Genomic DNA, 26122 nt, shown 5'->3' on the forward strand with positions numbered 1-26122 from the left:
GGGGGGGGCGGGTTCTGTTTTTTTTGGGAGGGGGTGGCGAGGGGGAAGTGAAAAACCCGCGTGGGAGGCCCCTTTGGTTGTGTCGGGGGGGGCCACCCGGGGGCTGCCCTCGCCCGTCCCCCCCGCGGTTCGTGTCACACGGCTCGTCACCGAGCCGAACGGCCGACCCGAGCCGACTACCCAGCCGAGCTCGTAGCCGGCAATCGCAACTGAGCTTCCGCGACAGAGAGAGACCATGGGCGCACGCACCAAGGCGCGCAAGCGCGCCGCCGACATCCTCTTCGAGGCGGAGCAGCGCGGCATCGACCCGCTGACGCTCCTCGCCGACCGTGTGGCCGTGCCGCACACCGAGGCGGCCGTGCCGCAGTACGCCGTCGACATCGTGGAGGGCGTGGTCGCGCACCGCGACCGTATCGACGAGGTGCTGGAGACCTACTCGCAGGGCTGGACCCTCGACCGGATGCCCGCCGTCGACCGCGCGCTGCTGCGGATCGGCTCGTGGGAGGTCCTCTTCAACGACGACGTGCCCGACGCCGTCGCGCTGGACGAGGCGGTCGACCTCGCCGGCGACCTGTCCACCGATGACTCCCCGGCCTTCGTGAACGGCCTGCTGGGCCGGGTCAAGGACCTGAAGCCGACCCTGCTGGCGTGACCTGGGTCGTCAACCGGCAACCGAGCCGGCACGCAAGCCGGGGTACAAGCCGGCACGCAAGCCGATACGCAGCCCCGCAAGCACTGTGAGCACCGGTCCCGGCGCTGGACGGTTCGACGAGCGACGTCTGCTCGTCGCCCTGTTCGGCGCCGGGACCGCTGCGTTCGCCCAGCTCTACGCCCCGCAGTCCGTCCTGCCGGACGCCGCCCGCGAGCTCGCGACGTCGGCGTCCGCGACGTCGCTCCTCGTCTCCGCCGCCACCCTCGGCCTGGCCGTGGGCGTGCTGCCCTGGGCGTGGGTGGCCGACCGCGCCGGGCGGGTGCGGGCGATGACCGTCGCGATGCTCGGCGCCACCGCGATCGGGCTCGTGGTCCCGTTCGCGCCGTCGTTCGAGCTGCTCGTGGCCGGGCGGGCCGTGCAGGGGCTGTTCGTCGCGGGCGTGCCCGCCGTCGCGATGGCCTACCTGACGGAGATGCTGATCGAGTCGGGCTCCGCGGCCGCAGTCCCGCGTGCTGCCGGGACGTACGTGGCGGGCACGTCGGTCGGCGGGCTGCTGGGGCGGATCGTGTCCGGCGGCGTGGCCGAGCTGTTCGGCTGGCGCGCGGGCGTGGGCGCCGTCGCGGTGGCGTGCCTGGTCGCCACGGGTGCTTTCATCTGGCTCGCCCCGCGTGATCGGGGGCCGCGAGCCGCGGCCGGACCGCCCGACGACGGGCCTGTTTCTGACGGCCCTGTTTCCGACAGCCCTGTTTCCGACAGCCCTGTTTCCGACGGCCCTGTTTCCGACAGCCCTGCTCCCGACAGCCCTGCTCCCGACCCCGCCTTCCCGGAGCGCGGTGCTCCGCGCGGCGGGCGCAATCGGTTCGGGAGGCGCGGGCGGCTCGGGCGGTTCCGTGCGCTGCTGAACCCGCGCCTGCTCGTGCTCGACGCGCAGGGGCTGCTGCTCATGGGCGGCTTCGTCGCCGTCTACAACTACCTGGGCTTCCGCCTCGCGGCCCCGCCCTTCGACCTCTCGCCCGGCGTGGTGAGCCTCGTTTTCCTCGCCTACCTGGCCGGGACCTGGTCGTCGGCGCGGACGGGCCGCCTCGTCCTGCGGCACGGGCGGCGCCGGGTGCTGATCGTGTCGACCGGGGTGATGGCGCTCGGTGTGGTGGCCACGCTGTCGGACTGGCTGCCGCTGGTGCTGGCCGGGCTGGTCGTGCTGACCGCCGGGTTCTTCGGCGCGCACGCCGTGGCCAGCGGGTGGACGCCGGTCGCCGCACCCCAGGCCCGGACCCAGGCCGCCGCCGTGTACAACCTGGCCTACTACGCGGGATCCAGCCTGTTCGGCTGGCTCGGCGGCATCGGGTTCGCGCTGGCGGGCTGGCCAGGGACGGTCGGGATGGTGCTCGTGCTGGTCGCGGTCGCGGCAGGACTGGCGGCGGCGGTGCTGCGGGACTAGGTGGGTCGAGCGGGCGGTGGGGTTGAGCGGGCGGGGGGTTGAGCGGGCGGGGGTGTCGCGCGCTGCCGGGGGAGTGGCACCGTCCCACCAACGCGGTGCAACCAATGGGTTGCGCATTGTCGAGTCAGGGTGCATCGTAGAAACGCAACCAAACGGTTGCGCAATCCTCGTCGATCGAGTCGCACCCGGAGGACACCATGACCACCACCCAGCCCCGCGGCAGCGTCGACCTCGCCGCACGCACGGTCACCCGCACCGTCCGGGTCGCCGCCGCACCCGACGCGGTCTGGCGCGCGATCTCCGAGCCCGAGCACGTCGCCGGCTGGTTCGGCGACGGCTGCGAGACCGACGACGGCGGCCCGTTCGCCACCGGCACCCGCGGTCGGCTGCACTTCGAGGGCTACGGCTGGTTCGCCTTCGAGGTCACCCGGGCGGAGACCGGCCGCGTGCTCGCCTACCGCTGGGGCCAGTCCGCGGACGAGCCCGAGCGCATGACCGAGGCCACCTTCACCCTGGAGCCCGACGGCGCCGGCACCAACCTCACCGTCCACGAGACGGGCTTCACCGGCGACACCGACGACGCGGTACGCGCCGCGCTCGACGGCAACCGCGAGGGCTGGGACGTCGAGCTGGACGAGCTCGTCGAGTACGTCGAGTCGCGGTCATGGTGACGTCGGGGGCTGCGGCGCCGGCGTCGGCGCCGTCGCCCGTCGTCGCGTTCGCGGCGCTCGGCGACGAGACCCGCTGGGCCGTCCTCCAGGCCCTGTCCGGCGGTGAGCGGGCCGGTGAGCAAGCGCGTGAGCGAGCCGGTCAGGACGCCGTCGACCCCGCGTCCGGCCTGACCGCCTCCGCCCTCGCCGCCCGGCTCCCCGTGACGCGGCAGGCGATCGCCAAGCACCTCGCGGTGCTGGAGGCCGCCGGGCTGGTCGAGTCCTGGGTGGTCGGTCGCGAGCGCCGGTATCGCGCGCTCGGCGCGGAGCTGACGGCGCTGGGGCGTCGGCTCGAGCGCATCGGGGACGCGTGGGAGGCGCGGCTGGGTCGCATCGCCGGTATCGCCGAGCGCCTGGCGCGCGGCTGACGCGTCGCGCGTCGGCGCCCGGGATGTGAGCAACGCCCCTCCCGGCGGGCGCCGGCGTCGGCGTCCGGCACAGGGACGGCGCGTTATGGTGGTGGCTGTCAGACTCCCTTTAATCCCGTCCAGTGAGGCGGAGAAGGAGGTCGCCAGATGAATCCTGGCACCCGCATGCCCGAATCCAGTGAGACCCCGAGCAGCGCTTCCGGCGCCGCCGCCGAGAGGACGGTGCTCGGCGAGGCCGACATCGCCCGGGCGCTGACCCGGATCGCCCACGAGATCGTGGAGCGCAACAAGGGCGCCGCCGACCTGCTGCTGCTCGGCATCCCGACGCGCGGCGTGCAGCTCGCCCGCCGGCTGGCCGAGCGCCTCGCGCAGATCGAGCCCACCTTCAGCGGCGAGCACGGCACGCTCGACGTGACCATGTACCGCGACGACCTGCGTCGTCAGCCCACGCGCGCCGTCGGGCAGACGGTGCTGCCGGGCAGCCTCGACGGCACGATCGACGACAAGGTGGTCGTCCTCGTGGACGACGTCCTCTTCTCCGGCCGCACCATCCGCGCCGCGCTCGACGCCCTGAACGACCTCGGCCGCCCCCGCGTGGTGCAGCTCGCCGCCCTCGTGGACCGCGGGCACCGCGAGCTCCCGATCCGCGCGGACTACGTGGGCAAGAACCTGCCGACCTCGCGCAGCGAGCGCGTCCGGGTCCGGCTGGCCGACGTCGACGGCGGAGCGGACGCCGTCGTGATCAGCGAGGCGACCCCGGCTGTCAGCCCCGCCAGCGCCGGCCCCGCGAGCCCCGCCCCTTCAAGCACCGAGAGGGGCGCCCGATGAAGCACCTCCTGACCACCCAGGACATGTCCAAGGACGACGCGATCCTGCTCCTGGACACCTCCGCGCAGATGGCCGCGACCCAGTCGCGCGAGAACAAGAAGCTGCCCACGCTGCGCGGCCGCACCGTGGTGAACCTGTTCTACGAGGACTCCACGCGCACCCGGATCTCGTTCGAGACGGCGGCCAAGCGGCTGTCGGCCGACGTCATCAACTTCTCGGCCAAGGGGTCGAGCGTGTCCAAGGGCGAGTCGCTCAAGGACACGGCGCTGACCCTGCACGCCATGGGGGCCGACGCCGTGGTCGTGCGGCACTCGGCCTCCGGCGCGGCGCACCAGCTCGCGCACGCCGGCTGGCTCGACGCGGGCGTGCTCAACGCCGGCGACGGCATGCACCAGCACCCCACGCAGGCGCTCCTGGACGCGTTCACGATCCGCCGCCACCTGGTGGGGCACGTGGGTGAGGACGGCCGCGGGTCCGACACCTCGGTCGGCGCGGACCTGGCGGGCCTGCGCATCGCGATCGTCGGCGACGTCCTCCACTCGCGGGTCGCGCGCTCCAACGTCTACCTGCTGCACACCCTGGGCGCCGAGGTGACGCTGGTCGCGCCGCCCACGCTCGTGCCGGTGGGCGTGGAGACCTGGCCGTGCCGCGTGTCGTACCACCTGGACGAGACGCTCGAGCAGTGGCAGCCGGATGCGGTCATGATGCTTCGGGTGCAGCGTGAGCGGATGTCGGGCGGTTCGGGGTCGTTCTTCCCGAGCCCGATGGAGTACAGCCGCAAGTTCGGGTTCGACGCCCGCCGTCTCGCGGTCCTGCCGGACCACGCGATCGTGATGCACCCCGGGCCGATGAACCGCGGCCTGGAGATCTCGGCGGCTGCCGCCGACCACCCCCGCTCCGTGATCGTGGAGCAGGTGGCCAACGGCGTCGCCGTCCGGATGGCCGCCCTGTACCTGCTGCTGTCCGGCACCGACGAAATTTCCAGCACAGCAGTTTCCAGCACAGCAGTTTCCAGCACCGACGAGAGGAACGTCCTGTGAGCACCGCGAGACCGCAGACCTATGTCCTGCGAGGGGCCCGTCCCTACGGCACGGACCCGGTCGACGTCGTGCTGGCGGACGGCGTGGTCGCCGCCCTCGGGGCGCCCGGCACGGTCGAGGTGCCCGACGGCGCGCAGGAGATCCCGGCCCAGGAGCACGTGCTCCTGCCCGGCCTCGTCGACCTGCACACCCACCTGCGCGAGCCGGGCCGGGAGGACGCCGAGACGGTGTTCTCCGGTACCCGCGCCGCCGCGGCAGGCGGCTTCACGGCCGTGCACGCCATGGCCAACACGACGCCGACGCAGGACACCGCGGGCGTCGTCGAGCAGGTGCACCGGTTGGGCGAGCAGGCCGGCTGGGTCGACGTGCACCCCGTGGGCGCGGTCACCGTGGGCCTGGACGGACGGACGCTCGCCGAGCTGGGCGCCATGGCCGACTCCGCCGCCCGCGTGCGCGTCTTCTCCGACGACGGCAAGTGCGTGCACGACCCGGTCCTGATGCGCCGCGCGCTGGAGTACGTCAAGGCGTTCGACGGCGTCGTCGCGCAGCACGCGCAGGAGCCGCGCCTGACCGAGGGCGCGCAGATGAACGAGGGCGTCGTCTCCGCCCAGATCGGCCTGACGGGCTGGCCCGCCGTGGCCGAGGAGTCGATCATCGCCCGGGACGTGCTGCTGGCCGAGCACGTGGGCTCGCGCCTGCACGTGTGCCACCTGTCCACCGCCGGCTCGGTGGAGATCATCCGCTGGGCCAAGGGCCGCGGCATCGACGTCACCGCCGAGGTGACGCCGCACCACCTGGTGCTCACGGACGAGCTGGCCCGCGACTACGACCCGGTGTTCAAGGTGAACCCGCCGCTGCGCACCGCCAAGGACGTCGAGGCGGTCCGCGAGGGCCTGGCCGACGGCACCATCGACATCGTCGCCACCGACCACGCCCCGCACCCGGTCGAGGACAAGGACTGCGAGTGGTCCTCGGCCGCGTTCGGCATGACCGGCCTGGAGACGGCGCTGTCCGTGGTGCAGCAGACCATGGTCGACACCGGCCGCCTGACCTGGGCCGACGTCGCCCGCGTGCTCTCGGAGAACCCCGCGCGCATCGGCCGGATCGGCGCCACGCAGGGCCGGCCGATCGCCGTCGGCGAGCCCGCCAACCTGGTCCTGGTCGACCCGGCCGCGACCCGCGCGGTCGACGGCGCCAGCCAGGTCACCGCGAGCGACAACACCCCGTTCCAGGGCATGGAGCTCCCCGGCCGCGTGGTCGCCACGTTCCTCCGGGGCCGCGCGACGGTCCTGGACGGCGCGCCGGTGGAAGCCGGGTCCCTGGAAGGAGCCACCCGATGACCGCCCTGTCCGTCGCCGTGCTGGCCGCCCTCGCGGTCTTCCTCGTGCTGTACGTGACGCTCATCGGCCGCCGCCGGCTCGCGCAGCGCACCACCACGGTCGTGCCGGTGCCGCCGTCACCGCCCGCGGATTCTCCCGGCGAGGTGCGCTTCGGCCCCGTCGAGGCGATCTACGTCTCGACCACGCTCCACGGCGACTGGCTCGCCCGGGTCGGCGCGCACGGGCTGGGGGACCGCGCGCACGCGGTCGTCACCGTGCACGGCGGCGGTGCAGGGCAGGACGGCGTCCTCGTCGAGCGTGACGGCACCGACGACCTGTGGCTCCCCGTGAGCGCGATCCGCAGCGCGGGCCTCGCCCCGGGCATGGCGGGCAAGTACGTCGGCGCGGACGGGCTCGTGGTCCTCACCTGGGCCGTCCCGGAGGCCGACGGCGTCCCGGCGGCCCTGGTCGACACCGGGCTGCGCCCGCGCCGCCCGGAGGACCGCGGCGGCCTGGTGGACGCCGTCCGCCACCTGCTCGCCGACCGCCAGAGCCCGCACAGCCAGAGCCCGCACAGCCAGCAGCACCCGCAGGCCCAGCACCCGCAGGCCCAGCAGCACCAGCAGCACCCCGAAGAGCAGTACCCGCACCAGCAGTACCCGCACCAGCAGGAGGCCCGGTGACCATCCCGACGACGTCCGCAGAGACGTCCCCAGTGACGTCCGCAGTGACGGCAGCACAGTCGTCCGTAACTACCGCAGCGCTGGTCCTCGAGGACGGCACCACCTACCGCGGGCGCGCCTACGGCGCCACCGGCACGACGTTCGGCGAGATCGTCTTCTCCACCGGCATGACCGGCTACCAGGAGACGCTGACCGACCCGTCCTACCACCGGCAGATCGTGGTCATGACGGCGCCGCACGTCGGCAACACCGGCGTGAACGACGAGGACCCCGAGTCGGGCCGCATCTGGGTCTCCGGCTACGTGGTGCGCGACCCCGCGCGCCGGGTCTCGAACTGGCGCGCGCAGCGCTCGCTCGGCGAGGAGCTCGCCGCGCAGGGCGTCGTCGGCATCTCCGACATCGACACCCGCGCCCTGACCCGCCGGCTGCGCGAGGAGGGCGTCATGCGCGCCGGGATCTTCTCCGGCGACGACCTGGTGCGCGGGGGCTACCCGCGCCCCGTCGAGGAGCTCGTGGCCGAGGTGCAGGCCTCGCCGCAGATGGCGGGCGCGAACCTCGCCCCCGAGGTCTCCACGAAGGAGGCCTACACGGTGGAGCCTGCCGGCGAGCACGCCGGGCGTACCCCCGTCGCGACCGTCGTCGCCGTCGACCTGGGCATCAAGGCCATGACGCCGGCGCGGCTGGCCGAGCGCGGCGTGCGCGTCGTCGTCGTGCCCCAGTCCTCGACGATCGACGACGTCCTGGGCGCCTTCGCGGGCCTGCCCGACGACGCGCCCCGCGGCGTGTTCTTCTCCAACGGCCCCGGCGACCCCGGCGCCGCCGCGCACGAGATCGAGCTGCTGCGCGCGGTCCTGGACCGCCGCATCCCGTTCTTCGGCATCTGCTTCGGCAACCAGCTGCTCGGCCGGGCCCTCGGCTACGGCACGTACAAGCTCGGCTACGGCCACCGGGGCATCAACCAGCCCGTGCTCGACCGCACGACGGGCAAGGTCGAGGTCACCGCGCACAACCACGGCTTCGCCGTCGACGCGCCCGTGGTGGACGACGCCGGCGCGCCCGCCGTCTCGCAGGCTCCCTACGACGCCAGCAGGGACGACGCCGGCAGGACCGACGGCGGCCGCTACGGCCGCGTCGTCGTCTCCCACGTGGGCCTCAACGACCAGGTCGTGGAGGGGCTGACCTGCCTCGACCTGCCCGCCTTCTCGGTGCAGTACCACCCCGAGGCGGCCGCCGGCCCGCACGACGCCGCGTACCTGTTCGACCGGTTCGTCGGCCTGCTGACGAACCCGGCGGCGTGGCCGCCTGCCCTCAAGACCCAGCCCTCCGCCGCAGCCCCCGCAGCAGCACAGAACAACACCGAGGAGAACCACTGATGCCTCGCCGTAACGACCTCTCCTCGGTCCTGGTCATCGGGTCCGGCCCGATCGTCATCGGCCAGGCCTGCGAGTTCGACTACTCCGGCACCCAGGCCTGCCGGGTCCTGAAGGAGGAGGGCCTGCGGGTCATCCTGGTCAACTCCAACCCGGCCACGATCATGACGGACCCCGAGTTCGCGGACGCGACCTACGTGGAGCCCATCACCACCGAGGTGCTGACCACGATCATCGCCAAGGAGCGTCCCGACGCCCTGCTGCCCACCCTGGGCGGGCAGACGGCGCTGAACGCCGCCATCGCCCTGGACGAGGCCGGCGTGCTGGAGAAGTACGGCGTCGAGCTGATCGGCGCCAACATCCCCGCCATCCAGAAGGGCGAGGACCGCCAGCAGTTCAAGGACGTCGTCGCCAAGTGCGGCGGCGAGTCGGCCCGCTCGGAGATCGTGCACACGATCGACGAGGCCCTCAAGGCCGCCGACATCCTCGGCTACCCGATGGTCGTGCGCCCGTCGTTCACCATGGGCGGCCTCGGCTCCGGCCTGGCCTACGACGAGGCGGACCTGCACCGCATCGTCGGGCAGGGCCTGCACTACTCGCCCACCACGGAGGTGCTCCTGGAGGAGTCCATCCTGGGGTGGAAGGAGTACGAGCTGGAGCTCATGCGCGACAAGGACGACAACGTCGTGGTCGTCTGCTCCATCGAGAACGTCGACCCCGTGGGCGTGCACACCGGCGACTCGGTGACCGTGGCGCCCGCGCTGACGCTCACCGACCGCGAGTACCAGAAGCTGCGCGACATCGGCATCGCCGTGATCCGCGAGGTCGGCGTCGACACCGGTGGCTGCAACATCCAGTTCGCCATCGACCCGGCCGACGGGCGCATCATCGTCATCGAGATGAACCCGCGCGTCTCGCGCTCCTCGGCGCTGGCCTCCAAGGCGACCGGCTTCCCGATCGCGAAGATCGCCGCCAAGCTCGCCGTCGGCTACACGCTCGACGAGATCCCGAACGACATCACGAAGGTGACCCCCGCGAGCTTCGAGCCCACGCTCGACTACGTCGTGGTCAAGGTCCCGCGGTTCGCGTTCGAGAAGTTCCCCGCCGCCGACGACACCCTGACCACCACCATGAAGTCGGTGGGCGAGGCCATGGCGCTGGGCCGCAACTTCACGGAGGCGCTCGGCAAGGCCCTGCGCTCCATCGACAAGGGCGGCGTGCAGTTCCACTGGGACGGCGACGCCCCGGCGGGCGACGAGCTCGCCACGCTGCTCAAGGAGATCGAGCGGCCCACCGAGCAGCGCCTCGTCCAGGTCCAGCAGGCCCTGCGCTCGGTCGGGGAGCCCGGCGGCACCACGCTCGAGCAGGTCTTCGACGCGACCAAGATCGACCCCTGGTTCCTCGACCAGATCCAGCTCGTCAACGAGGTCGCGGCCGAGGTCGCGGCGTCGCCCACGGTCACCGAGGACCTGCTGCGCCACGCCAAGCGGCACGGCCTGTCCGACGCCCAGGTCGCGCGCCTGCGCGGCATGGGCGCCTCCGGGGAGTCCACGGTGCGCGAGATCCGGCACGCCCTGGGCGTCCGCCCGGTCTACAAGACCGTGGACACCTGCGCGGCCGAGTTCGCGGCCAAGACCCCGTACCACTACTCGAGCTACGACGCCGAGACCGAGGTGGCGCCCCGCGAGCGGGAGGCCGTGATCATCCTCGGCTCCGGGCCCAACCGCATCGGCCAGGGCATCGAGTTCGACTACTCGTGCGTGCACGCCACCCTGGCGCTCGCGGACAAGTACGAGACCGTCATGGTCAACTGCAACCCGGAGACGGTCTCGACGGACTACGACACGTCCGACCGCCTGTACTTCGAGCCGCTGACCTTCGAGGACGTCCTGGAGGTGTACCAGGCCGAGCTCGCCGCCGGTCCGGTCAAGGGCATCATCGTCCAGCTCGGCGGCCAGACGCCGCTGAGCCTCGCCCGGCGCCTCGCCGAGGCCGGCCTGCCGATCCTCGGCACCAGCCCCGAGGCGATCGACGCCGCGGAGGACCGCGGCATCTTCGGCCAGGTGCTGCTCGACGCCGGCCTGCCGGCCCCCGCGTTCGGCACGGCCCGCTCGCTGGCCCAGGCCCGCGACGTCGCCGAGGGCATCGGCTACCCGGTGCTCGTGCGCCCGTCCTACGTGCTGGGCGGCCGCGGCATGGAGATCGTCTACAGCGAGGACCAGCTCACCGGCTACGTCGAGCGCGCGCTGACCGAGAGCGCGGCCGCCGCCGCGCTGAACGGCGCGCCCGGCACCCTGGCCGCGCCGCTCCTGATCGACCGCTTCCTGGACGACGCGATGGAGATCGACGTCGACGCCCTGTACGACGGCGAGGAGCTGTTCCTCGGCGGCGTCATGGAGCACATCGAGGAGGCCGGCATCCACTCCGGCGACTCGGCGTGCGTGCTGCCCCCGGTCTCGCTCAGCGAGGCCGAGATCGCGCGCATCCGGCGCTCCACCGAGGCCATCGCCAAGGGCGTGGGCGTGCGCGGCCTGCTCAACGTCCAGTACGCGCTCGTCAGCGACGTCCTGTACGTCCTGGAGGCCAACCCCCGCGCGTCGCGCACCGTGCCGTTCGTCTCCAAGGCGACGGGTACGCCGCTGGCCAAGGCCGCGGCCCGCGTGATGGTGGGCGAGTCCATCGCCGACCTGCGCGCGGCGGGCGTGCTCCCGGAGCACGACGGCGCCACGCTCGACCTGGGCGCGCCGCTGGCCGTCAAGGAGGCCGTGCTGCCGTTCAAGCGGTTCCGCACCCGCGAGGGCCTGGTCGTCGACTCCGTGCTCGGCCCGGAGATGCGCTCCACGGGCGAGGTCATGGGCTTCGACAAGGACTTCCCCCACGCGTTCGCCAAGTCGCAGGCGGCGGCGTTCGGCGGGCTGCCGACGTCGGGCACGGTGTTCGTCTCCGTGGCCGACAGCGACAAGCGGCACGTCGTCTTCCCGGTCAAGCGCCTCGTGGAGCTCGGCTTCAAGGTGCTCGCCACAGCCGGCACCGCGAACGTGCTGCGCCGCAACGGCATCGAGGCCACCGAGGTGCGCAAGCACACCGAGGGCCGCGGGCCGGACGGCGAGCTCACCGTCGTCGGGCTCATCACCGAGGGGCAGATCGACCTCGTGGTGAACTCGCCGTCGGGCCAGGGCGCCCGCGCCGACGGCTACGAGATCCGCGCGGCGACGACGGCGGCCGACAAGCCGATCGCGACCACGGTGGACCAGCTCGCGGCCGCGGTGCAGGGCATCGAGGCGGTCCTGGCGGGCCCGTTCGAGGTGGCGAGCCTCCAGGAGCACACGGCGGCCACCACGGCGCGCCGTGCGGCCGCGCAGGTGGGCGTCCTGGCGCCGACGGCGGGGGCGCACGCGTGACCGCGGGCTCTGCCGGCGACGTCGGCTCCGGCGTCACGCCGTTCGGCGCGCGCCTGGCCGCCGCCATGGACGAGCACGGGCCGCTCTGCGTGGGCATCGACCCGCACGCGTCGCTCCTGCACGCCTGGGGCCTGTCCGACGACGTCGCCGGCCTGCGGGAGTTCTCCCTGCGCGTCGTCGACGCGCTCGGGGGCAGGGTCGCGGCGTTCAAGCCGCAGGCGGCGTTCTTCGAGCGGCACGGCTCGCGCGGCCTCGCGGTGCTGGAGGAGGTGCTGGCGGCGGCCCGGGCGACCGGCTCCGGTTCGGGCACGGGCACCTCGGGCAGCACGGGCACGCTGACGATCGTCGACGCCAAGCGCGGCGACATCGGCTCGACCATGGGTGCCTACGCCGACGCGTTCCTGGCGGACGGCTCGCCCCTGGCCGGGGACGCCCTGACGGTCTCGCCGTACCTCGGCTTCGGCTCGCTGGAACCCGCCGTCGAGCTCGCCACGGCCACGGGCCGCGGCCTGTTCGTGCTGTGCCTCACCTCCAACAAGGAGGGCTTCGAGGTGCAGCACGCGCAGACCGACGGCGTCTCCGTCGCCGCCCTCATGGCGGCACACGCCGCGGTGCTCAACGCGGGCGCCGAGCCCATGGGCTCGGTGGGCCTCGTGGTGGGCGCCACGATCGGCGACGCGGTGGCCGCGACGGGCACGGACCTGGTAGCCGTGAACGGCCCGCTGCTGGCCCCTGGCGTCGGCGCGCAGGGCGCGGGGGAGCGCGAGCTCGCCACGACGTTCGGCGGCGCCCGGCGGAACGTCCTGGCGTCGTCGTCCCGGGGGGTGCTCGCGGCCGGACCGGACCCGCAGGCGCTGGTGAGCGCCGCGCGAGCGGCCGCGCGGGAGGCGACGGAGGCGTTGCGAGGCTGATTTTCGCCTTGTACCGCGTGTCGGACAAAGCGCCCTCGATCCCTACGGATCGAGGGCGCTTTGTTGTGGAATGTACTAAATGCCTAAAAGTGCATGTGCATGAGTTTTCACGAAGTGGCGTTCTGCGATTGCCGACCGTTGAGGCGATGGCTACTTTCGATGCAGCAGTTCACACCAGACCGGTTGCGGGCCAGGTCACGGACTTGGGCATCGGGCCCGAGCGAGGACCGGACGTCCCGAGTCAGAAGACCGGTCGAGACACGAGTAGGTGACTTGCGTGGCACTACCACCCCTCACACCCGAGCAGCGTGCGGCAGCACTCGAGAAGGCAGCCGAGGCGCGACGCGCGCGGGCAGAGATCAAGAACAAGCTCAAGTACTCGCAAGGTTCCCTGAGGGAGGTCATCGAGCAGGGCCAGAAGGACGACGTCGTCGGCAAGCTCAAGGTCGTCTCGTTGCTCGAGTCGCTGCCCGGGGTCGGTAAGGTTAAGGCCAGGGCGATCATGGAAGAGATCGGGATCGCCGAGACCCGCCGCGTCCGAGGCCTCGGACCGCACCAGTCGGCGGCGCTCATCGAGAGGTTTGGCTGAGATCAGTACGACACAACCCGCACGGCTGACCGTGCTCGCAGGTCCCACCGCGGTGGGCAAGGGCACGGTCTCCGCCGACGTGCGGGACCGTTATCCGCAGGTCTGGCTCTCCGTGTCGGCGACCACCCGGTCGCCGCGCCCGGGCGAGGTGGACGGAGTGCACTACCTGTTCGTGTCTCCGGAGGAGTTCGACCGCATGGTCGCCTCCGACGAGATGCTCGAGTGGGCGGTGGTGCACGGTCGTAACCGGTACGGGACGCCACGGCGACCGGTCGAGCAGAAGCTCGCCGCCGGCGTCCCCGTGCTCCTGGAGATCGACCTCCAGGGCGCGCGCCAGGTGCGCGAAGCGGTGACGGCCTCGGGCCTGCAGGCCCGGTTCGTCTTCCTCGCCCCGCCGAGCTTCGACGAGCTCGTCCGGCGGCTCGTCGGTCGCGGCACCGAGGACTCGGAGGAGCGGGAACGGCGGCTCGCCACGGCGCGCGTCGAGCTCGCCGCCGAGGAGGAGTTCGACGTCACCATCGTGAACGACGACGTGCACCGTGCCACGGACGCGCTCGTCGCCGTGATGGGTGTGGGTTCCACCACACCGGTCGGCTGACCCGGCGCGCTGCCTGCCACCTCCGGGTGACAGAGCAGGTAGACTCAGTCCTCGGACTTTCCCCCCGTCACCCAAGACTTCTGGAGCTTCACCATGGCCGGAACCGTCGCCGCCCCTGAGGGCATCACCGACCCGCCGATCGACGAGCTGCTCGAGCGCATCGACTCGAAGTACGGCCTCGTGCTGTACGCGTCCATGCGCGCCCGTCAGATCAACGCGTACTACTCGCAGCTCAACGAGGGCCTCCTGGAGAACGTGGGCCCGCTCGTCGAGACCCGCAACCAGGAGAAGCCCCTCTCCATCGCGATGCGCGAGATCACCCAGGGCCTCCTGACCATCGAGGAGGTCGACCCGGCCGAGGTGCAGGCGCAGGCTGACGCTGCTGCCGCCGCGAAGGCCGAGCAGTCCCTGCCCGAGTTCCCGGCCTGATCCCACCACACCACCGATGAGGATCCTCCTCGGAGTCTCCGGTGGGATCGCCGCGTACAAGGCGGTGCTCCTGCTGCGGCTGCTGCGCGAGCAGGGGCACGCCGTGCGCGTGATCCCCACGCGCGCGGCGCTGGAGTTCGTGGGCGCCCCGACGTTCGAGGCGCTGTCGGGCGAGCCCGTCAGCACCGAGGTGTTCGACGACGTCCCCGGCGTGCAGCACGTGTCGCTGGGGCAGCACGCCGACCTCGTGATCGTCGCGCCGGCCACCGCAGACCTTATGGCGCGCGCCGCCGCGGGGCTCGCGGACGACCTGCTGACCACGACCCTCCTGGCGGCCCGCTGCCCGGTGGTGCTCGCCCCGGCGATGCACACCGAGATGTGGGACCACGCGGCCACCCGCGCGAACGTGGCGACCCTGCGCGAGCGGGGCGTGCACGTGATCGAGCCCGCCTCGGGCCGCCTGACCGGCAAGGACACCGGCCCCGGGCGGCTGCCCGAGCCGGAGGACATCGCGCGTGAGGCGCTCTCGCTGGTCGACCCGTCGCTGGTCGATCCCTCGCCGGTCGATCCTGCTGCGGCGCCGTCGTCCGCACCGGCCGAGAACCTCGACCTCGCCGGGCGGCGCGTCGTCGTCTCCGCGGGCGGCACGCGCGAGGCCATCGACCCGGTGCGGTTCATCGGCAACCGGTCCAGCGGCCGGCAGGGCGTCGCCCTGGCGCAGGCCGCGGCCGCACGCGGCGCCGAGGTGACCCTGGTTGCGGCCAACCTCGCGCAGGACGTCACCGACCAGGTCCTGGCCGGTCCGCGGGCCTGCTCCGTCGTGCAGGTGGAGTCCACGATGGAGTTGCGCGACGCCGTCCGGGCCGTGGGCGCGGAGGCGGACGTCGTGGTGATGGCCGCCGCGGTGGCGGACTTCCGCCCCGCCGTCACGCCCGACGCCAAGATCAAGAAGGTGCCGGGCCAGGGTCCCGCACCCATCGAGCTCGTAGAGAACCCCGACATCCTCGCGGAGATCGCCCACGACCGGCTGCGTCCCGGCCAGGTCGTGGTGGGCTTCGCCGCGGAGACGGGCGACGCCGCCGGCAGCGTGCTGGACCACGGCCGGGCCAAGGCCCGGCGCAAGGGCGCCGACCTGATTGCGGTGAACGCGGTCGGCGCGGGGCGCGGGTTCGGCACCGAGAGCAACGAGGTCACGATTCTGGACGGGACGGGCGACGTCGTCGGACTGGCCTCCGGGTCGAAGCGCGAGGTGGCGGACGCCCTGTGGGACGCCGTCGCCAAGCTGCTGCCGTGACCCCCGTCTCACCTGCCAGGATCGACTTCTCGCTGTGCGAGACCGTAGGCTGTTACCCATGAGCGAGCTGCGCCTTTTCACGTCCGAGTCCGTGACCGAGGGTCATCCGGACAAGGTCTGTGATCAGATCAGCGACGCCATCCTGGACGCACTGCTGGAGCAGGACCCCACGTCGCGCGTCGCGGTGGAGACCATGGTCACCACCGGGCTGGTGCACGTCGCGGGCGAGGTCACCACCGAGGCGTACGTCGAGATCCCGCAGATCGTGCGGGACGTGGTGCGCGGCATCGGCTACACGTCGTCCGCCATCGGGTTCGACGGCGACTCGTGCGGTGTGTCCGTCTCCATCGGGCAGCAGTCGCCCGACATCGCGCAGGGGGTCGACAAGGCCCTCGAGATGCGGGACGACACCAGCGACCTCGACCCGCTCGACGCCCAGGGCGCCGGCGACCAGGGCCTGATGTTCGGCTACGCGTCCGATGAGACGCCCGCCTTCATGCCCGTGGCCGGCTGGCTGGCGCACCGGCTCTCGGAGCGCCTGGCCGCCGTCCGCAAGTCCGGCGAGCTGCTGGGCCTGCGCCCCGACGGCAAGACCCAGGTGACCATCGGGTACGACGGCGACCGGCCCGTCGCCGTCGACACCGTGGTGCTCTCCACCCAGCACGACGCCGACGTGCTGCAGGAGAAGCTGCACGTCGAGGTCGCCGAGATCGTCATCGCCCCCGTGCTGGAGTCCGCGGGCCTCGACTGGACCGGCGCCCGGCAGTTCGTGAACCCGACCGGCAAGTTCGTCATCGGCGGGCCGCAGGGCGACGCCGGCCTGACGGGCCGCAAGATCATCGTCGACACCTACGGCGGCATGGCGCGGCACGGCGGCGGCGCGTTCTCCGGCAAGGACCCCTCGAAGGTGGACCGGTCGGGCGCGTACGCCATGCGCTGGGTGGCCAAGAACGTCGTGGCCGCCGGGCTCGCGCGGCGCTGCGAGGTCCAGGTCGCCTACGCCATCGGCAAGGCGCACCCCGTGGGCCTCTACGTCGAGACGTTCGGCACCGAGACCGTGCCCGTCTCGAAGATCACCGCGGCCATCCACGAGGTGTTCGACCTGCGCCCGGCCGCGATCGTGCGCGACCTCGACCTGCTGCGGCCCATCTACCGGGCCACCTCCACGTACGGGCACTTCGGCCGCGACCTGCCCGACTTCACGTGGGAGCGCACCGACCGGGTCGAGGACCTGCTGAGCCTGTTCTGAGGACTGGTGTTCTCCGGGCCGGTGTTCCGGCGGCTCCTGTTCTGAGGGCTCCGGTACCGGGGAGGCCCTGAGGTCGGCAGCCCCCTGTCCGGGTGCTTGGAGGTCGGCACTCTGCATCGAGGTCGGCACAGGCCTGTGCCGACCTCGACACAGAGTGCCGACGCCAGTGCCCAGTGCCCTCAGCGCCCAGTGCCGGCCAGTGCGAAGTGCCGACCTTGCGCTGACAGTCGGGCGGGGTCGGCGTGCGCCGCGGCGTGTGGGTGGCGCGTGATGGGATAGGCACGTGAACGGGGACCTGGCGGTGGACGACAGCTCGGTGGACGACGGGGCGGTGGACGACGGCGCGCTGCTCGGGCTGGACGAGGTGGGCGGTGTCCCCGCTGCCGGACGGGGAGAGAAGAACGCCCGGGGCCCGCTCGACAACGCCGAGACCAACGGCATCCCCATCGCTGAGACCCTGCCGGTCGCGCGCGTCGTGCTGGACCTGCAGCCCGCGCACCTCGACCAGCCGTACGACTACCTGGTCCCCGCCACCATGGCCGACGACGCGCAGCCCGGCGTCCGGATCAAGGCGCGGTTCGGGCGGCAGGACGTGGCGGGCTACGTCGTCGCGCGCCAGGAGACGTCCGACCACGACGGCCGGCTCGTCCCGCTGCGCAAGGTGGTGTCCGGCGAGCGGGTGCTGACGCCGGAGGTGCTCGACCTGTGCCGCGCCGTGGCCGACCGCTACGCCGGCACGCTCGCCGACGTGCTCCGCCTGGCGATGCCGCCCCGGCACGCCCGCGTGGAGAAGGAGCCGCCAGCCGGCGGGACGACGCCGGGTGACGCGAGCCCCGGCACGGGCGCCTCGGACGCGGGCACTTCGGACACAGGCGCCTCGAACACGGAGGCTTCCGACACGGGGGCCTCCGAGGACGCTGCACCAGACGCTGCGTCGGACACTGCATCAGACACGGCGCCGGACACTGCGGCGTCCGAAGCGACAGCCGCCGACCTCGCCGCCGGGAACGTCGCGCTGACGGACGTTGCTGCTGCCGCGGTGCCGGCGGTCGCGCCGCCGTCGTCGGCCTGGGCCCCGTACCGCGGGGGTGAGGCGTACCTGCGCCGGATCCTCGCGGGAGAGGCGCCGCGGGCCGTGTGGTCGGCGCTGCCGGGCGTGGGTGTCGACGCGGGCTCTCCCGCGGGCTCCCACGCCGGCTCTCACGCCGGCTCCAAGGAGACCGGAGCAGCCGCGCGGACCCCGCACTGGGCCGCCGCCGTCGCGCAGGCCGTGCGGGCGTGCACCGCGGGCGGGCGCGGGGTGCTCGTCGTCGTGCCGGATGCGCGGGACGTGGCGCGCGTGACCGCCGCCCTGTCAGACGCGTCGGAGGGCGCCGGGGTCGCCGACGACGACGTGGTGCGCCTGCTGGCCGACGACGGCCCCGCGCCCCGGTACCGGGCGTTCCTGCGGGCGCTGCGAGGCGACGCGCGGGTGGTGGTGGGGACCCGGGCCGCGATGTTCGCGCCGGTCGCCGACCTCGGTCTGGTGGTCCTGTGGGGCGACGGCGAGGAGACGCTGGCCGAGCCGCACGCCCCGTACCCCCACGCGCGCGACGTGCTGGCGCTGCGGGCCGAGCGGGAGGACGCGGCGTTCCTGCTGGGCTCGCCGGGGCGCACCGTGCAGGCGCAGGCGTTGCTCGCCTCGGGCTGGGCGCGTGAGCTCGCCGCGCCCCGGGACGTCCTGCGGGCGCGGGCGCCGCGGGTGCGCGCGCTGACGTCGGTCGAGCTGGCGCGGGACGGCGCCGCCGCGGCGGCCCGGCTCCCGTCCACCGCGTGGCGCGCAGCGCGCGAGGCCCTGGACCGGGGCCCGGTGCTGGTGCAGGTGCCCCGCTCCGGCTACCTGCCGGTCGTCGCGTGCTCCCGCTGCCGCGTCGCCGCCCGCTGCGCGCACTGCCACGGGCCCCTGGGCCTGCCGCACGCCGACGGCGCCCCGCAGTGCACGTGGTGCGGCCGCCTGGCCGGGGGCTGGCGATGCGAGGAGTGCGGGTGGACTGGCCTGCGGTCGGTCCGCGTCGGCTCGGCGCGCACCGCCGAGGAGCTCGGCCGCGCGTTCACGGGGGTGCCGGTGCGCCTGTCGGCGGCGTCCGCCCCGGGTGGGGTCATCGACGCCGTCCCGGCCACGCCCGCGCTCGTCGTGGCGACCCCCGGCGCCGAGCCCGTCGCGGACGGCGGCTACGCCATCGCGCTCCTGCTCGACGCCGCCGTGATGACCGGCGGCACCGGACTCGCCGCGGGCACGGAGGCGCTGCACCGCTGGCTCGCGGCGGCGTCGCTGGTCCGCCCCGGGCCCGGGGGGCAGGTGCTGCTCGTGGGCGACGGCGCGCCCGGACCCACCCAGGCGCTGGTGCGCTGGGACCCGGCCGGCTTCGCGGGGCGGGAGCTCGACGAGCGCGCCGAGCTGCACCTGCCGCCCGCCGTCCGGGTCGCCGCCGTGACGGGCGACCGCACGGCGGTGGAGGCCGTCGTCGGCCGGGTCGGGCTGCGCGAGGACCTGGGCGCGGGCTCGGGTGTGCTGGGCCCCGTCGAGATCGACCCGGAGACTCCCGGACGGGGACCGGGCGGCCGGGGGACGGGGGCGCCGTCGGGCCGCCGGGGTGGGAGCGGCCGAGGCGGTCCGGGAAACGGCGGCGGCTCGGGCAGCGGCGGCGGCCCCGGAGCCGGCAGGGGCCAGGGCGGCAGCGGCGCCGGCTTCCAGGAGCTCGACCTGCCCGTGCGGACCGTGCTGCGGGTACCGCTCGCCCAGGGCGACGAGCTCGCCCGTAGGCTCAAGGCCAGCCTCGCCGTGCGCTCCGCGCGCCGCGAGGGTGGGACCGTCCGTGTACAGCTCGACCCGAAGGAGATGCTGTGACCCCAGCCGACCACCCCTCCGACGAAACCGCTATCGACACCGTCGTCTACGACTTCGGCAACGTGCTCGTCGGGTGGGACCCCTTCGGTCCGTACGAGGGCCGCCCGCGGGCGGAGATCGAGGCGTTCTTCGAGGCGGTCGACTTCGGCTCGATCAACCACGCCGCCGACGCCGGGACGTCCTACGACGTGCTCCTGGAGCGGGTGGGCCGGACCCACCCCGAGCAGGTCGAGGACCTGCGCCGGTACGTGGAGCACTACGAGCTGTCGCTGACGGGACCCGTCGAGGGGTCGGCGGAGCTGGTCGCGGAGCTGAAGGGGCTCGGGCTGCGGCTGTACGGGCTGACCAACTGGCAGGCCGAGACGTTCCACAGCGCAGAGCCCGCCGCACCGGCGATCGGGCTGATGGAGGACGTCATCGTGTCCGGCCGCGAGGGCATGGCCAAGCCCGACCGGCGCATCTTCGAGCTGGTGGTCGAGCGGTTCGGGGTTGACCCGTCGCGCGCCGTCTTCATCGACGACAAGCAGGTGAACGTGGACGCCGCACGCGGGGTCGGCTTCCACGGCGTGGTGTTCACCGACACCGACGCCCTGCGCAGGGACCTGCGGGCCCTGGGGCTCCCGGTCGCCGGGTAGCACGCGGCGGGACGCCGGCGGCCGGGCTCAGCCGGCCGGGCTCAGCCGTTCAGGGGGAGCTCGACCGTGCGCTCCCGCGTCGCCGCGACCCGCAGCTCGTCGAGCGTGGATGCGTCGACTGCCGGGTGGGAGTCGGCAGGGTTGTTCGCGGCGATCGCCTCCGCCACCGGCCAGGTGATCGCCGCGCCGTCGTGCACGTCACCCAGGAACGCGTCGTCGAACACGACGACCCACTCCGGCGGCGGCCACTGCTCGGGGCCCACATGGTTCAGGAACAGCACGACGTCGTCCAGCGCGAGCAGCTCCTCGGCCACGCGGTCACGATCGGCCGTGCCGTCGATGCCGACGCGCACCGTGACCGTGCCGCCCTCGAGCATCGTCAGGTCGCCGAGCGAGTCGACGACCTCGTCGACCGCGAACGTCAGGTCGATCCTCTCCAGGCTCGGGTGTGCGGGTTCGCCGGCGGTCCAGCCGGTGAGCCGGCCGACCGCGACCAGCTCGGAGGCGTGCATGTCGCCGGTGTACCGGACGGACGGCAGGGCATCGCTGACCGTCTCCGGGTACCAGGCGTAGTCGGCGGTCGGGGCGGGCCGCGCGAGCACCTCGGCGAATCCTGCGCCGTGGGCGTCCGGGTCGGCGTCCGGGTCGGCGGAGCCCGGGTGTGGTGTGTCTGCCGCGCACCCGGCCAGACATCCTGCGAGTACGACGGCGCAGAACGCCGACGCCACCGGTGCGCGGAGCGGGGAGCGCTGCATCGTGGTCCTCCGAGACGTGCGGAACGGGGTGCGGAACCTTGCACGGAACCTGGTACGGAACCTGGTACGGCGTCTGTGTGCCGGGGAGCGCCGTCCTTGCACGTCGCGCCGCGCTCCCGTGCCGCTCCTGCGTTCTGCGCGGCTCTTGGTTCCTGCGGGGCTCGTGCTTCCTGCGCTTCCGAGCCGTTCGGCGACGGGCGAATCACCTCCCCGGAGGTGGGCAGGCGGTGCCACGCTCGCGCCATGACTTCGCCCGCCCCGCCGACGCCGTCCGCCCTGAAGACCCCGGCCTCGCTGCTCGCCCGCGCGGTCCGCACCAACCCGCCGCTGGCCCTCACCACGCTGCTGACGGCCGTGGTGCTACTCGTGTGCCTCGTGGGCCTGGTGGCCGACCCGCGTCAGGTGCTCGGCGAGCCCACCTGGCTCAAGCCCACGAAGTTCGCCGTCTCGATCTGCGTGTACAGCCTCACGCTGGTCTGGTTCCTCACCTACGTCCGTGGCCGACGGCGCCTCGTGGTGACCGTCTCCTGGATCGTCGCGGCCGCGCTGCTCGTCGAGCTCGCGCTGATCGTGCTCCAGTCGGCGCGGGGGCTGCGCAGCCACTTCAACGTGAGCACCCCGCTCGACCAGACGGTGTACTTCACCATGGCGGGCGCCATCGCCACGCTCTGGGCCACCAACGTGGTGCTCGCCGTCGTGCTGCTCGCGCAGCGGCTGGACGACCCCGTGCTCGCCTGGGGCCTGCGCGGCGGCCTTGTCGTCGCCGTCGTCGGCATGGCCGTCGCCTTCCTCATGACCGACCCGACCCCCACCCAGCTCGAGGCCCTGCGCGCCGGCGGCGACCGCGTGCTGATCGGCGCCCATACCGTGGGCCCGGCCGACGGCGGACCCGGCCTGCCCCTGCTCGGCTGGTCCACCGTCGCCGGTGACCTGCGGGCCGCGCACTTCATCGGCATCCACGCCATGCAGGCCCTGCCGCTCGTGGCCTGGCTGGTCGCCGTCGTGCCCGCCGGCCGGCTCACGGTCCGCGACCGCACCCGGCTCGTGCAGGTCGCGGGCTGCGCGGCGCTCGCGGTCGTCCTGCTGCTGGCCTGGCAGGCCCTGCGCGGGCAGCCGCTCACCGGCCCGGACACCCTGACGCTCGCCGTGGCCGCCGCGATCGCGCTCGGGACCCTGACCGCCGCGGCGACCGTGGTGCTCACCGCACGACGTCGGACCCCGCCGAGCGAACCGGCCCGGCAGAGCCCCACACCTGGCGCACACCTAGACTGACCCGGTGCGTCTTCTCTTCGCCGGAACCCCCGAACCAGCCGTCGCCTCCCTGGAGGCCCTGCTCGCCTCGCGTCACGAGGTCGTCGCCGTCCTGACCCGCGCCGACGCGCCGTCGGGCCGCGGCCGCAAGCTCACGCCCAGCCCGGTGCGCGCCCGGGCCGAGGAGGCCGGGATCCGCGTCATCACCGACGTCCCGCGCGGGGACGAGTTCGTCGCCCTGCTCGAAGAGCTCCAGGTCGACGCCGCCCCCGTCGTCGCCTACGGCCACATCCTGCGCCCCGCCGTGCTCGCCGTGCCCCGCCTCGGCTGGATCAACCTGCACTTCTCCGTGCTGCCCGCCTGGCGCGGCGCCGCCCCCGTGCAGCGCGCCCTCATCGCCGGCGACGAGGTCACCGGCGCCACCACCTTCCTGCTCGACGAGGGCATGGACACCGGCCCCGTGCTCGGCACGGCCACCGAGACCATCCGCCCCACCGACACCTCCGGCGACCTCCTCGGCCGCCTCGCCGTCTCCGGCGCTGAGCTGCTCGTCGCCACCCTCGACGCCCTCGAGGACGGCACCCTCCAGCCCCAGCCCCAGCCCGCCGACGGCGTCTCCGTCGCCGCCAAGCTCACCACCGACGACGCCCGCGTCGTCTGGACGGACCCGGCGCTCGCGGTCGACCGCCTGGTGCGCGGCTGCACGCCCGCGCCGGGCGCGTGGACCGTGCTCCCGGACGGGTCCCGGCTGGGCCTCGGGCCCGTCTCGCCGCGTCCCGACGTCACCGACCTGAGGGCGGGCGAGGTGCGCGCGCTCAAGCACGAGGTGCTGGTCGGCACGGCGACGCACGCCGTCGCGCTGGGGGAGGTGCGGCCGGTCGGCAAGAAGGCCATGCCCGCGCCCGACTGGGCCCGGGGCGGCGGCCGCGCGCTCGTCGAGGCGGGGCTGGTGCTGGGCGGGACGACGGCCGGCGGGACGACGGCGGGCGGGACGGCGCCAGGCACGTCGGCGGAGGGCACGTCGGCCACCGGTGCGGCGTCGGCCCCGAGCACGGCGGAGGCCTCCGCATGAGCGGCTACGACGGCGACCGCGGCGGTGCCGGCGGTAGTGGCAGCGGCGGCAACGGCAGGGGCAGCACCGGCGGCCGTCGGGACTTCGGCGACGAGCGTCGCAGCTCCGCGGGGCGGCAGCGCTCCGCGTCGCGGTCCCGGGGCGACCGGTCCCGCACGTCGCAGGCGCCCTCGGAGCGCCGCAAGGGCACCGACCCGGCGCGCATGGCGGCCTTCGACGTGCTCCGCGAGGTCGACGAGTCCGACGCGTACGCGAACCTGGTGCTGCCCCCGCTGCTGCGGGAGCGGCGGATCCGCGGCCGCGACGCCGGCTTCGCGACCGAGCTCACCTACGGCACGCTGCGGATGCGCGGCCGGTACGACGCGATCCTGGCGACGTGCGTCGACCGCCCGCTGTCGGGCCTGGACCCGGCGCTGCTGGACGTGCTGCGGCTCGGCGCGCACCAGCTCCTCGGCATGCGCGTGCCAGGGCACGCCGCGGTCTCGGAGACGGTCGGGCTCGCGCGCAACCGGGTGGGCGCCGGGCCCGCGCAGATGGTGAACGCCGTGCTGCGCCGGGTCTCCGAGCGGCCGCTCGACGAGTGGCTGTCGATCCTGGAGAAGGAGGCGCCGGACGCCCTGAGCGGCCTCGCGACCGCCGAGTCGCACCCGCTGTGGATCGCCCGTGCGCTGCGGGAGGCGCTGGCGGGCAACGGCCGCGGCGTCGACGAGCTCGGCGACCTGCTGGCCGCCGACAACGCCGCCCCGCGCGTCACCCTCGTGGCGCGGCCGGGCCTGGTGGAGACCTCCGACGAGGACGCCTGGGGCGACGTCGACCTGGTCGCCGGCCGGTGGGCACCCACGGCGCTGCGCCTGGAGGGTTCGGACCCGTCCGGCATCCCCGCGATCCGGTCGGGCCTCGCGGGCGTGCAGGACGAGGGCTCGCAGCTCGTCACCCTGGCACTGGCCGCCGTGCCCGTCGAGGGCGACGACCGGCGCTGGCTGGACCTGTGCGCCGGCCCGGGCGGCAAAGCCGCACTGCTCGGTGCCCTGGCCGCCGAGCGCGGCGCGACCCTGGTCGCGAACGAGGTGGCGCCGCACCGGGCCCGCCTGGTCGCGGGGGCACTGGCCGCGCTGCCCGACGGCGTGGTCGAGGAGGTGCGCACCGGCGACGGTCGCGAGGTCGGCACGGAGGAGCCCGGCGCCTACGACCGCGTGCTGGTCGACGCGCCGTGCACCGGCCTGGGCGCGCTGCGCCGTCGGCCGGAGAGCCGGTGGCGGCGGACGCCGTCGGACCTGGCCGCCCTCACGGCGCTCCAGCGGGAGCTGCTCGCCTCGGCGCTGGACGCCGTCCGGCCCGGGGGAGTGGTGGCGTACGTGACGTGCTCGCCGCACCTGGCCGAGACGCAGCTCGTGGTCGCCGACGTGCTGAAGAAGCGCGCCGACGTCGAGCGGCTGGACACCCCGGCCGCGGTGCGGTCAGCGGTGCGTCCGGGGGCGGACATTCCGCTGGCCGACCGTGACGACGTGCAGCTCTGGCCGCACGTGCACGGGACGGACGCGATGCACCTGACGCTGCTGCGCCGGACGGCGTAGCAGGGCGGAGCGGCAGGGTGGAGTAGCAAGGCGGACGCCGTAGCAGGGGAGGCTAGTCGCGTCCCCGCGGGGCGAGCCGGGCGAGCCGGTCGAGCCGGGGCCGTCGGAAGAGCGCGACGACGGCTACCGGCACCGTCACCACCGTTGTCGCCGCGAAGGCGGCGAACAGGCCGACGGGGAGCCAGGTGTCCGTCGGCAGGGCTTCGTGGTCCGCAAGCCGGGCGATACGCGGCGCGGTCTGCGCATAGACGATGTCGACGGACTCGCCCTCGTAGTGCACGCGGCCCTGCGCGTGGACGTCGGCGCCGGCTTCGGTGCCGTCGGCAAGCCTGAACGACACGTCGAGCCACCCGCCGTCGTCGGCCGCCCACGCGCTCTTCTCGACGATCGCCTGGGTGGTGACACCAGAGGTCTTGAGCGCGTCTGCAGTCTTGGTGGCGTCCGCGGCGATGAGCCCCGTGATCACTGCGCCCGCCACGGGAGCGACGACCAGCAGGAGGAGGATCTGCGGAGGCTCCATACCGGCGAGGAGTCGGCGGCGCGGCGTCGAGAACGGCACCGCCTCCGGTGACCGCCCAGCCGGAACAGGGACGCCCCGGTAACGCGCCCACCCGCGTCGGACGAGCTCGCCCAGCGGCAGGAACAGGCCGAGCAGGGCCAGGACACACGCCAGGTCGATGGCGACGAAGACGAGGTCACTGCTGGTGATCAGCGGCTGGTCGACGACGGCGATCCGGCCTGGAGCAAGGGGGTCGACGATCACGTCGACCCGGTCGCCGACCGAGAGGCCCTGCCCCGGGTCGAGGACCGCCTCGAAGTACGGCGGGTCGACGGGCCGGACGTCGACCGTGTCGGCGGAGCGGCGCATGTGGTCGACCTCGGTGACCTGCGCCTCGACCCGTATCCCGCGGTCCGCGAGGATCTGCCGCTCCCGGAGGTGGTCGTACGTGAGATACGCAGGGATCGCCGTGCCGAGGACGATCAAGACGACGGCGCCCACCAGCCCGCGGGTGCTGGCCCTTCTGAGGCCGGTGAGGTCGATCATCGGAGGGGTGGCCGAAGCTCGATC

Annotated in this window: 23 protein-coding genes; 21 read left to right on the forward strand and 2 right to left on the reverse strand. The window is 73.8% G+C overall.

Annotated elements, in window-relative coordinates; all coding sequences use genetic code 11:
• The first annotated feature begins 235 nt into the window (after positions 1–235).
• From nusB to ACFV9Q_RS25185, 18 genes are all read left to right on the forward strand, one after another.
• Positions 236–652: a transcription antitermination factor NusB gene (nusB, locus tag ACFV9Q_RS25100; protein WP_285104672.1), complete on the forward strand. Its 417-nt coding sequence runs from the start codon at positions 236–238 to the stop codon at positions 650–652.
• An 85-nt stretch (positions 653–737) separates the two neighbouring features.
• The gene (locus ACFV9Q_RS25105; protein ID WP_377236670.1) at positions 738–2090 is read left to right on the forward strand and encodes an MFS transporter; all 1353 of its coding nucleotides are present in this window, start codon (positions 738–740) and stop codon (positions 2088–2090) included.
• A gap of 197 nt (positions 2091–2287) precedes the next feature.
• Positions 2288–2761, forward strand: coding sequence for an SRPBCC domain-containing protein (locus tag ACFV9Q_RS25110; protein ID WP_377236671.1), 474 nt, complete (start codon positions 2288–2290; stop codon positions 2759–2761).
• On the forward strand, positions 2755–3168 hold the full coding sequence (locus tag ACFV9Q_RS25115) for an ArsR/SmtB family transcription factor (protein ID WP_377236672.1): 414 nt from the start codon (positions 2755–2757) through the stop codon (positions 3166–3168). Before ACFV9Q_RS25110 ends, ACFV9Q_RS25115 begins: the two co-directional genes overlap by 7 nt.
• A gap of 165 nt (positions 3169–3333) precedes the next feature.
• Positions 3334–3996 (forward strand): bifunctional pyr operon transcriptional regulator/uracil phosphoribosyltransferase PyrR, encoded by a 663-nt coding sequence (pyrR, locus tag ACFV9Q_RS25120; protein ID WP_377236673.1) that lies wholly within the window; start codon positions 3334–3336, stop codon positions 3994–3996.
• Positions 3993–5036, forward strand: a complete 1044-nt coding sequence (locus tag ACFV9Q_RS25125) for an aspartate carbamoyltransferase catalytic subunit (protein WP_377236674.1) — start codon at positions 3993–3995, stop codon at positions 5034–5036. Before pyrR ends, ACFV9Q_RS25125 begins: the two co-directional genes overlap by 4 nt.
• Complete coding sequence (locus tag ACFV9Q_RS25130; RefSeq protein WP_377236675.1) at positions 5033–6376, forward strand: dihydroorotase; 1344 nt, start codon at positions 5033–5035, stop codon at positions 6374–6376. Before ACFV9Q_RS25125 ends, ACFV9Q_RS25130 begins: the two co-directional genes overlap by 4 nt.
• Positions 6373–7038, forward strand: coding sequence for a hypothetical protein (locus ACFV9Q_RS25135; protein ID WP_377236676.1), 666 nt, complete (start codon positions 6373–6375; stop codon positions 7036–7038). Before ACFV9Q_RS25130 ends, ACFV9Q_RS25135 begins: the two co-directional genes overlap by 4 nt.
• 44 nt (positions 7039–7082) lie before the next feature.
• Entirely contained in the window at positions 7083–8411 is a 1329-nt protein-coding gene (carA, locus tag ACFV9Q_RS25140) for a glutamine-hydrolyzing carbamoyl-phosphate synthase small subunit (RefSeq protein ID WP_377236723.1), read from the forward strand.
• Complete coding sequence (carB, locus tag ACFV9Q_RS25145) at positions 8411–11809, forward strand: carbamoyl-phosphate synthase large subunit (RefSeq protein ID WP_377236677.1); 3399 nt, start codon at positions 8411–8413, stop codon at positions 11807–11809. The genes carA and carB overlap by 1 nt, the downstream gene beginning before the upstream one ends.
• Positions 11806–12720, forward strand: a complete 915-nt coding sequence (pyrF, locus tag ACFV9Q_RS25150) for an orotidine-5'-phosphate decarboxylase (protein WP_377236678.1) — start codon at positions 11806–11808, stop codon at positions 12718–12720. Before carB ends, pyrF begins: the two co-directional genes overlap by 4 nt.
• Positions 12721–12997: 277 nt before the next feature.
• Positions 12998–13309, forward strand: a complete 312-nt coding sequence (gene mihF / locus ACFV9Q_RS25155) for an integration host factor, actinobacterial type (protein WP_020015403.1) — start codon at positions 12998–13000, stop codon at positions 13307–13309.
• Positions 13310–13340: 31 nt separating this feature from the next.
• On the forward strand, positions 13341–13907 hold the full coding sequence (gene gmk / locus ACFV9Q_RS25160) for a guanylate kinase (protein WP_377236679.1): 567 nt from the start codon (positions 13341–13343) through the stop codon (positions 13905–13907).
• Between the two features lie 93 nt (positions 13908–14000).
• On the forward strand, positions 14001–14336 hold the full coding sequence (rpoZ, locus tag ACFV9Q_RS25165) for a DNA-directed RNA polymerase subunit omega (protein WP_020015401.1): 336 nt from the start codon (positions 14001–14003) through the stop codon (positions 14334–14336).
• 16 nt (positions 14337–14352) lie between these two features.
• A complete protein-coding gene (locus tag ACFV9Q_RS25170; RefSeq protein ID WP_377236680.1) occupies positions 14353–15630 on the forward strand; it encodes a bifunctional phosphopantothenoylcysteine decarboxylase/phosphopantothenate synthase in 1278 nt (425 codons plus the stop codon).
• 58 nt (positions 15631–15688) lie between these two features.
• Complete coding sequence (gene metK / locus ACFV9Q_RS25175) at positions 15689–16879, forward strand: methionine adenosyltransferase (RefSeq protein WP_377232365.1); 1191 nt, start codon at positions 15689–15691, stop codon at positions 16877–16879.
• 283 nt (positions 16880–17162) lie between these two features.
• Positions 17163–19766: a primosomal protein N' gene (locus tag ACFV9Q_RS25180; protein ID WP_377236681.1), complete on the forward strand. Its 2604-nt coding sequence runs from the start codon at positions 17163–17165 to the stop codon at positions 19764–19766.
• On the forward strand, positions 19763–20401 hold the full coding sequence (locus ACFV9Q_RS25185) for an HAD family hydrolase (RefSeq protein ID WP_377236682.1): 639 nt from the start codon (positions 19763–19765) through the stop codon (positions 20399–20401). The genes ACFV9Q_RS25180 and ACFV9Q_RS25185 overlap by 4 nt, the downstream gene beginning before the upstream one ends.
• A gap of 41 nt (positions 20402–20442) precedes the next feature.
• Here the strand turns inward: ACFV9Q_RS25185 and ACFV9Q_RS25190 are convergent, their stop codons facing one another.
• On the reverse strand, positions 20443–21156 hold the full coding sequence (locus ACFV9Q_RS25190) for a hypothetical protein (RefSeq protein ID WP_377236683.1): 714 nt from the start codon (positions 21154–21156) through the stop codon (positions 20443–20445).
• A gap of 243 nt (positions 21157–21399) precedes the next feature.
• Between ACFV9Q_RS25190 and ACFV9Q_RS25195 the strand changes: the two genes are divergently transcribed.
• Genes ACFV9Q_RS25195 through ACFV9Q_RS25205 form a run of 3 tightly spaced genes read left to right on the forward strand, consistent with a single transcriptional unit; the run spans position 21400 to position 25053 of the window.
• Positions 21400–22428, forward strand: coding sequence for a hypothetical protein (locus tag ACFV9Q_RS25195; RefSeq protein WP_377236684.1), 1029 nt, complete (start codon positions 21400–21402; stop codon positions 22426–22428).
• A 4-nt stretch (positions 22429–22432) separates the two neighbouring features.
• Positions 22433–23479, forward strand: coding sequence for a methionyl-tRNA formyltransferase (gene fmt, locus ACFV9Q_RS25200; protein ID WP_377236685.1), 1047 nt, complete (start codon positions 22433–22435; stop codon positions 23477–23479).
• The gene (locus ACFV9Q_RS25205; RefSeq protein WP_377236686.1) at positions 23476–25053 is read left to right on the forward strand and encodes an RsmB/NOP family class I SAM-dependent RNA methyltransferase; all 1578 of its coding nucleotides are present in this window, start codon (positions 23476–23478) and stop codon (positions 25051–25053) included. The genes fmt and ACFV9Q_RS25205 overlap by 4 nt, the downstream gene beginning before the upstream one ends.
• Positions 25054–25105: 52 nt before the next feature.
• Here ACFV9Q_RS25205 and ACFV9Q_RS25210 read toward each other — a convergent pair whose 3' ends face one another.
• Positions 25106–26098: a DUF3592 domain-containing protein gene (locus tag ACFV9Q_RS25210; RefSeq protein WP_377236687.1), complete on the reverse strand. Its 993-nt coding sequence runs from the start codon at positions 26096–26098 to the stop codon at positions 25106–25108.
• Positions 26099–26122: the final 24 nt, after the last annotated feature.

It is taken from the genome of Promicromonospora sp. NPDC059942 (assembly GCF_042731755.1).
Classification (GTDB): domain Bacteria; phylum Actinomycetota; class Actinomycetes; order Actinomycetales; family Cellulomonadaceae; genus Promicromonospora.